General features: G+C 68.7%; 8 protein-coding genes. 6 read left to right on the plus strand and 2 right to left on the minus strand.

Annotated features, from left to right (window positions below):
* The 5 genes from Q0M60_RS06355 to Q0M60_RS06375 all read left to right on the plus strand — a co-directional run.
* Nucleotides 1-1,140, plus strand: a 1,140-nt coding sequence (locus tag Q0M60_RS06355; protein ID WP_296817422.1) for a 30S ribosomal protein S1, incomplete at its 5' end; no start/stop codon positions are given.
* Between the two features lie 165 nt (nt 1,141-1,305).
* Nucleotides 1,306-1,596 carry an integration host factor subunit beta gene (locus Q0M60_RS06360; protein ID WP_296817425.1) on the plus strand — a complete coding sequence of 97 codons (291 nt, stop codon included), beginning with the start codon at nt 1,306-1,308 and terminating at the stop codon, nt 1,594-1,596.
* Complete coding sequence (mscL, locus tag Q0M60_RS06365; protein ID WP_296817427.1) at nt 1,596-2,012, plus strand: large-conductance mechanosensitive channel protein MscL; 417 nt, start codon at nt 1,596-1,598, stop codon at nt 2,010-2,012. Before Q0M60_RS06360 ends, mscL begins: the two co-directional genes overlap by 1 nt.
* A 73-nt stretch (nt 2,013-2,085) precedes the next feature.
* Nucleotides 2,086-2,862: a hypothetical protein gene (locus tag Q0M60_RS06370; protein ID WP_296817430.1), complete on the plus strand. Its 777-nt coding sequence runs from the start codon at nt 2,086-2,088 to the stop codon at nt 2,860-2,862.
* Nucleotides 2,846-3,622 (plus strand): metallophosphoesterase, encoded by a 777-nt coding sequence (locus tag Q0M60_RS06375; protein WP_296817433.1) that lies wholly within the window; start codon nt 2,846-2,848, stop codon nt 3,620-3,622. Before Q0M60_RS06370 ends, Q0M60_RS06375 begins: the two co-directional genes overlap by 17 nt.
* Here the strand turns inward: Q0M60_RS06375 and Q0M60_RS06380 are convergent.
* Entirely contained in the window at nt 3,619-5,331 is a 1,713-nt protein-coding gene (locus Q0M60_RS06380; RefSeq protein WP_296817436.1) for a hypothetical protein, read from the minus strand. The two genes, Q0M60_RS06375 and Q0M60_RS06380, sit on opposite strands and share 4 nt — an antisense overlap.
* 92 nt (nt 5,332-5,423) lie before the next feature.
* On the opposite strand from Q0M60_RS06380, the gene Q0M60_RS06385 reads away from it, so the two are divergent.
* On the plus strand, nt 5,424-6,206 hold the full coding sequence (locus Q0M60_RS06385) for a DUF3313 domain-containing protein (protein WP_296817438.1): 783 nt from the start codon (nt 5,424-5,426) through the stop codon (nt 6,204-6,206).
* Here Q0M60_RS06385 and Q0M60_RS06390 read toward each other — a convergent pair.
* Nucleotides 6,203-7,114: acyl-CoA dehydrogenase family protein (locus tag Q0M60_RS06390; protein ID WP_296817441.1), on the minus strand; the 912-nt coding region annotated here is incomplete at its 5' end. The genes Q0M60_RS06385 and Q0M60_RS06390 overlap by 4 nt on opposite strands.

The raw sequence follows: 7,114 nt of genomic DNA on the forward strand, positions 1-7,114 counted from the left end.
CAGCGCACCGAGCTGGTCTCGCAGCTGGCCGAGGGTGAAGTCCGCGAAGGCGTGGTCAAGAACATCACCGACTACGGCGCGTTCGTTGACCTGGGCGGCATCGACGGCCTGCTGCACGTCACCGACATGAGCTGGAAGCGCGTGTCGCACCCGTCGCAGGTCCTGAACGTCGGCGACACCGTCAAGGTCCAGATCATCAAGATCAACCCGGACACCCAGCGCATCTCGCTGGGCATGAAGCAGCTTCAGTCCGACCCGTGGGACGGCGTGGAAGCCAAGTACCCGCCGGGCGCCAAGATGACCGGCCGCATCACCAACATCACCGACTACGGCGCCTTCGTGGAGCTGGAAGCCGGCGTCGAAGGCCTGGTGCACGTCTCGGAAATGTCCTGGACCAAGAAGAACGTTCATCCGGGCAAGATCGTCTCCACCTCGCAGGAAGTGGACGTCATCGTGCTGGACGTGGACGCCTCCAAGCGCCGCATCTCGCTGGGCCTCAAGCAGGCCCAGGCCAACCCTTGGGAAGCCTTCCTGGACGCCCATCCGATCGGCTCGACGGTCGAGGGCGAGGTCAAGAACGCCACCGAGTTCGGCCTGTTCCTGGGTCTCGACAACGACATCGACGGCATGGTCCACCTGTCGGACATCGACTGGAACGTGTCGGGCGAGGAAGCCATCCAGCGCTACCGCAAGGGCGAGATGGTCAAGGCCAAGGTGCTGGACGTCGACGTCGAGAAGGAGCGCGTCTCGCTCGGCATCAAGCAGCTCGGCGGCGACCCGCTGGAAGGCGACAGCTACGTCAAGGGCCAGACCGTGACGGTCACCGTGACCGAGGTCACCACCGGCGGCATCGAGGTCAAGTTCGGCGAGGACGACGCGCCGGTCTCGACCTTCATCCGCAAGTCCGACCTGTCGCGCGACCGCGCCGACCAGCGTCCGGAGCGTTTCGCCGTGGGTGACCGCGTCGACGCCCTGGTCACCACCGTCGACCGCGCCTCGCGCCGTATCTCCGTGTCCATCAAGGCCCTGGAGATGAAGGACGAGAAGGACGCCGTGGAGCAGTACGGCTCGCAGGATTCGGGCGCTTCGCTCGGCGACATCCTGGGCGCCGCCCTGCGTGGCCAGAACGACAAGTCGTAAGTCGACTGTCGGACTAAGCTAGGCCTTAAAGCCCCGTCCGCGATCGCGGATGGGGCTTTTCTTATCGACGTTAAGCGCGATAGGCCCTTTTTCGCGCGCCACGCGACGGCTAATGTCCGCTAACTGACGCTCGCCGGGGGGCGGCCTCGAGTAGGATGGAGTGAGATGATCAAGTCGGAACTCATCGAACGGCTCGCGGCCGAAAATCCGCACCTGACCCACAAGGACGTGGAGAAGATCGTCGCGGTCGTCTTCGACTGCATGACCAAGGCGCTCGTCGAGGGCGGGCGCGTGGAGCTGCGGGGCTTCGGGGCCTTCTCGGTCCGCTCGCGGCCCGAGCGCCAGGGCCGCAATCCGCGCACGGGCGAGGCGGTCCACGTCCCGGCCAAGTCGGTGCCCTTCTTCAAGAGCGGCAAGGAGCTGCGCGAACGGTTGAACCTGTCCGGCGACGCCTGATGGGTCTCTTCTCCGAGTTCCGCGAGTTCGCGGCGCGCGGCAATGTCGTTGATCTCGCCGTCGGCGTGATCATCGGCGCGGCCTTCGGCAAGATCACCACCAGCCTTGTCGACCAGGTGGTCATGCCGCCGATCGGCCTGCTGCTCGGCGAGGTGGACTTTTCCCGCCTGGAATGGGTGCTCAAGCCCGAGGACCCGGCGACTGAGGCGGTCGAGAAGGTGGCCATTCAGTACGGCGCCTTCATCAACACCCTGATCCAGTTCCTGATCGTGGCCTTCGTGGTTTTCCTGCTGGTCAAGGGCATCAACCGCATGCGGCGCAAACAGGCCGAACAGGGCGATCCTGCCCCCGCTGCGCCGACGGCGACCGAGGCGCTGCTGACCGAGATCCGCGACGAACTGAGGAAGCGCCCCTAGGAACCGGCCCCAAGCCGAGCCGTTCCCCTGCCCTCCAGGGCGTGGCCTCGCGCGCCCCAGCGCCAGGGGTTCCATGTCAGACGTCTGCGACGACGCCGTCTTCGAGCCGCCGCCCGAGGCGGAGGCCTTCTACGCCGAGAGCCTGAAGCTCCTGAAGGAATCGGGCATCCCGTTCCTGCTGTCGGGCACCTATGCGGTTTCGGCCTATACCGGGATCAGCCGCCCGACCAAGGACCTCGACGTCTTCTGCAAGGCCGGGGACTACCCGAAGATTCTCGCCTTCTTTCAGGCGCGTGGCTACACGACCGACGTCGAGGACGAGCGCTGGATCGCCAAGGTCTGGTCGGGCAAGCACTTCTTCGACGTGATTTTCGCCATGTCGAACGGGACCGTGGCGGTCACCGACGACTGGTTCGGCCAGGACACCATCACCGTCTACGGCCACGAGGTGGCGATCACCCCTCCGACCGCGCTGCTGCTCTCGAAATTCTTCATCCAGGACCGCTATCGCTTCGACGGCGCCGACGTGGCCCACGTCATCCTCAAGCAGGCCGAGGCGATCGACTGGAGGAAACTCCTGTCGGCCATGGAGCCTTACTGGGAGGTGTTGCTGGCTCACCTCGTCAACTTCCGCTTCGCCTATCCGACCGAGCGCGACCTCGTGCCCCGCTGGCTGATGGAGGAGCTCATCGCCCGCCTCACGGCCCAGATCGATCTGCCGGCCGCCCGGGTGAAAGTCTGCCGCGGCCGTCTGTTCAGCGCGCGCGACTACGTCACCGCCATCACCGAGTGGGGCTACGGCGACGTCGTGGGCAAGGGACTGGAGGAGCGACATGACCCCATCGCCTGACCATGATCCGCAGACGCCCCAGCCGGGTCTTGCGCCCGGGCCCGGCGAGCGCCTTCGCGTCGCGGCCGTCGGCGACCTGCATGTGGGCGAGGCCCACGACCGGCCTCACCGCGACCTGTTCGGCAAGGTCCACCATGACGCCGACGTGCTGGTGCTCTGCGGCGACCTGACCAACTACGGCAAGACCCGCGAGGTGGAGATCCTGCTGGAGGACATCCACGGCTGCCGCATCCCCATCGTCGGCGTGCTGGGCAACCACGAGCACGAGTGCGGCCAGCCCGAGGAGGTCGCCCGACTGCTCTGCGAGGCGGGCGTCCGAATTCTCGACGGCCAGGCCTGCGAGATCGGCGGCGTCGGCTTCGCCGGCGGCAAGGGCTTCATCGGCGGCTTCGGCCGCTACATGCTCAGCCCCTTCGGGGAGGCTTCGATCAAGGCCTTCGTCCAGGAAGCGGTGGACGACGCCAACGCCATCGAGAACTCGATCCGGATGCTGCGCACCGAGCGTTCGGTCGTCGTCCTGCACTACGCACCGGTGGTCGAGACCGTGATGGGTGAGCCACCGGAAATCTTTCCCTTCCTCGGCTCCTCGCGGCTGGGCGAGACCATCGACCGCTATGAGAACGTCTCGCTCGTCGTGCACGGCCACGCCCACCGGGGCGGTCCCGAAGGCCGCACAGCGCGCGGCGTGCCGGTCTACAATGTGGCCCTGCCTGTGCTGAAGACGCTGGGCGACACGCCCTATCGGGTGTTCGAGGTCTAGGCGGCCAGTCCAAGCCCCTGGATCAGGGGCCTCAGCGCGCCCAGGCTCTGCGGGTCGGCGGCGATGGCCTGGCGGGTTTCGGGCGCCTTGAGCAGGCGCAGCGCCTCGGCCTTGGCCCGCTCGGCCGCCGGGCCGAGCGGACAGCCCTCGCCGGCCGCCAGCTTCAGCAGAACGCCCAGCTTCTGCACAGGAGGGGCCGGGGCGCGGGCCAGCTGCAGGGTGAACCTGGCGTCCGCCTCAACGACGCCGCCGACACGGCCGAGCGCTTCGCAGATTTCGGCCTCGTCCTTGTCGTTGAGCTCGCAGGCGCGGGTGCGGGCCTGAAGCTCGGCCAGGCTGGCCAGCCGCTGGGTCACCCCGACGCTGGGCTCGCGCAGGGAGCGTTCGAACTTCAGCGCCGTGACCGAGGCCGCCAGCCAGCGCGCGGCGCTGCGCTTGGCCGAGGCGCCGGTGACATTCTCGCACAGCCTCACCAGGGCCGCCGCCTCCATCAGGGGAGGCGCCTCGCGCCCGAGGTAGCTTTCCACGAAGTCGGCGCCGACCAAGGCCTTGGACCGCTCCGCGAACGCGAGTTGGGTCTCCTCCAGGGTCAGCAGCCGCCCGGCCGCGGCGGTCAGCGTCATGGCCAGCGCGCGCAGGATGTCGATCTCTCCCGCGGCGTCGTGCGGACGCAGCCGACGCGGCCCCATCAGCTCGCGCAGCACCCGCCGCGACAGGCTGGCGGCCAGCAGCTTGTACTGGCCCTGCGCCATGCGCGCTCCGAGCCGGCGCGCCGGTCCCTCCAGGGGCGGCATGACCTCGGCCAGGGTAGGGTCCGCCTTGGCGAGCGCATCGACCTCGGCCGGCGAGGCCATCCGGACCAGGGCCGCCAGTTGCCCGCCCAGGTCCAGCGACGGCCCGAGCACCTCGGCCAGACCCTCGCGCACCGACAGGATTTCCAGCGTCATCTGTTCGATGGCGACATGCACCAGGGCGGACGGGCCGGCCTCGCCCGGCGCCGTGTCCGCCAGGTCCATCAGGGTTTCCAGCTTGGCGCGCCAGCCGCGCACCGGCGCCAGCGCCTTGGCCACCGCCCCGCCCATGACGAAGGCCCGTTCGGGCGCATCGGCCAGACGGCGCGCGATGTCCCCGAGCGTCTGGCCGTTCAGGTCCGGAAAGCCGCCGCCGCGACCGAACTTGAGAACCCGGTCCGACGCCTGTTCGATCAATCGCTGATAGTGGCGGATGACCTCGTGGACGGGCTGGCCCGAGGCCTGGCTCTCCGGCACGGCCACCTTCTGCACCGCGTGCTGCAGCTCGACGCCGGAGGCCTCGAGCTTCTCGATCAGGTCCGGCCGGTGCAGCAGCTCGAACGGCGTCACCCGGTTGCGCGCCAGCCAGTCCTCGAGCACCCGCCCGATCAGTTCGCGCGCCAGCGGGGTGTAGAGGTCGGGCGGAGCGGCGCAGGCGTTCATCTGCCTGTCGTCGCGAACCTGCTTGGGCTTTGCGGCCTCTGGCGCCCCCTTGGTCAGCAAGGTGACGCTCATGAACTCCATCGTCTCGACGTCCAACGTCTCCTTGGTGACGCGGACGGATACGGCGCGTTTGTCAGAGAGCAGATCCTCGGCCAGCTGCATCGCCTGCTCGCGCGACTCCGTCGCCTGCTGGAGCGCCCAGCCGGACTGCGCGGTCCTGCGCGCGAACACTTCAAAATGTACTGGGCCGGCCATCCGGTCAGCCTAGCCGGCGCATATTAAGGTCGCGTTTCGCATCTCTTGCGTCCCTTCCCGCGTATTGGTTGTGGGACCTTCAAGGAGCTGGAATGAGACGAGCGGCCCTCATCGTCGGCCTGGCCGGCCTGACCGGCGCCTGCGCCACCGCCCAGCAGGGGGATGCCGGCTTTCTCACCGGCTACGGCGGTCTGACGCCGCGATCGGACACCCTGCGCGTCGCCATCCGCGAGCGCGCAGACCAGCCGGCGCTCGTCGGCGTGACCGCTGTCTTCATCGAGCCCGCCGCCCTCTACCCGCCCGGTCAGGTCGGACAGGGCCTGTCCCAGGAGGAGCGCGCCGCCGTCCTGGCCGAGGTCGACCGGCAGCTCTGCTACGAGCTTTCAGAGCGTTACGACATTCTCGCCGAGCCGCGCCCCGACGCGCCCCGCGTGCGGGCGGCGGTGACCCGTATCGAGGCGACGGGCCAGGCAGGATCCGTGGTCTCGGCCGCCGCCTCCTGGTTCATTCCCGGGCCGATCGGTGTGCGCCCCGGAGGGCTGGGCGCGCTCGCCGCCGAGGCGGAGATGCTGGACCAGGACCGGCAGATCGCCGCCATCTCCTGGGCGCGTCAGGCCACCGCCGTCGGCACCGACACGCCGTCCCTGTCTCGCGTCGGTGACGCCCTTCAGTTCGCCGAGCCCTTCGCCGACGACGCGGCCGCGATCATGACCGCCGAGGGCCGCGAGGCGCGCCCGATCCCCGATCCGGATCCCTGCGCCCGCTTCGGCCCGCGCACCCGGCCGGCAGGCTTCATCGCCCGCTTCGCCACCGGCCTCTATGTGCCGGAGCTGAGCACCGGCGGCGCCGAGGAGCCGGGGACCGAAGAGCGCTAGAACGCACTCTGGCCGGTGATCGCCCGGCCCAGGATCAGGGCGTGGACGTCGTGGGCGCCCTCGTAGGTGTTCACCGTCTCGAGGTTCATGGCGTGGCGCATCACGTGCATCTCGCCCGTGATCCCCGCGCCCCCATGCATGTCCCGCGCGATGCGGGCGATTTCCAACGCTTTGCCGCAGTTGTTGCGCTTCATCAGACTGATGGCCTCCGGCACCCAGGCGCCGGTGTCCAGCAGCCGGCCCAGCGCATAGGCGCCTTCCAGCCCCAGGAAGATCTCCGTCTGCATGTCGGCCAGCTTCTTCTGGACCAGCGGGCGGCTCGACAGCGGCCGGCCGAACAGCATCCGCTCGCCGACGTAGTCGCGCGTCGCGTGGAAGCAGAACTCCGCCGCGCCCATCGCGCCCCAGGCGATGCCGTAGCGCGCCTTGTTCAGGCAGGAGAACGGCCCGCGCAGGCCCTTCACGCCCGGCAGTAGGTTGGCTTCCGGCACGAAGACGTCGTTCAGGCCGATGTCGCCGGTGATCGAGGCCCGCAGGCTCAGCTTGTCGCCGATCTTGTCGGTGGTGAAGCCGTCCATGCCGCGCTCGACGATGAAGCCGCGGATGGTGTCGTCCAGCTTGGCCCAGACGATCGCCAGGTCGCTGATGGGGCTGTTGGTGATCCAGTACTTGGCGCCGTTCAGGCGATAGCCGCCCTCGACCGCGACGGCCTTGGTCTTCATCGAGGCCGGGTCCGAGCCGCCGTCGGCCTCCGTCAGGCCGAAGCAGCCGATCAGCTCGCCCCCCGCCATCTTCGGCAGGAAGCGCATCTTCTGCTCCTCCGAGCCGAAGGCGTAGATCGGATACATCGCAAGCGACGACTGCACCGACATGGCCGAACGGTAGCCGCTGTCGATCGCCTCGATCTC

This window comes from Brevundimonas sp., from assembly GCF_024711105.1.
In the GTDB taxonomy this organism is placed as follows: domain Bacteria; phylum Pseudomonadota; class Alphaproteobacteria; order Caulobacterales; family Caulobacteraceae; genus Brevundimonas.

Excerpts from the sequence above, each read along its gene's own strand:
- Q0M60_RS06360 (WP_296817425.1), top strand. The coding sequence starts at position 1,306 with ATGATCAAGTCGGAACTCATCGAACGGCTCGCGGCCGAAAATCCGCAC.
- mscL (WP_296817427.1), top strand. The coding sequence starts at position 1,596 with ATGGGTCTCTTCTCCGAGTTCCGCGAGTTCGCGGCGCGCGGCAATGTC.
- Q0M60_RS06370 (WP_296817430.1), top strand. The coding sequence starts at position 2,086 with ATGTCAGACGTCTGCGACGACGCCGTCTTCGAGCCGCCGCCCGAGGCG.
- Q0M60_RS06375 (WP_296817433.1), top strand. The coding sequence starts at position 2,846 with ATGACCCCATCGCCTGACCATGATCCGCAGACGCCCCAGCCGGGTCTT.
- Q0M60_RS06380 (WP_296817436.1), bottom strand. The coding sequence starts at position 5,331 with ATGGCCGGCCCAGTACATTTTGAAGTGTTCGCGCGCAGGACCGCGCAG.
- Q0M60_RS06385 (WP_296817438.1), top strand. The coding sequence starts at position 5,424 with ATGAGACGAGCGGCCCTCATCGTCGGCCTGGCCGGCCTGACCGGCGCC.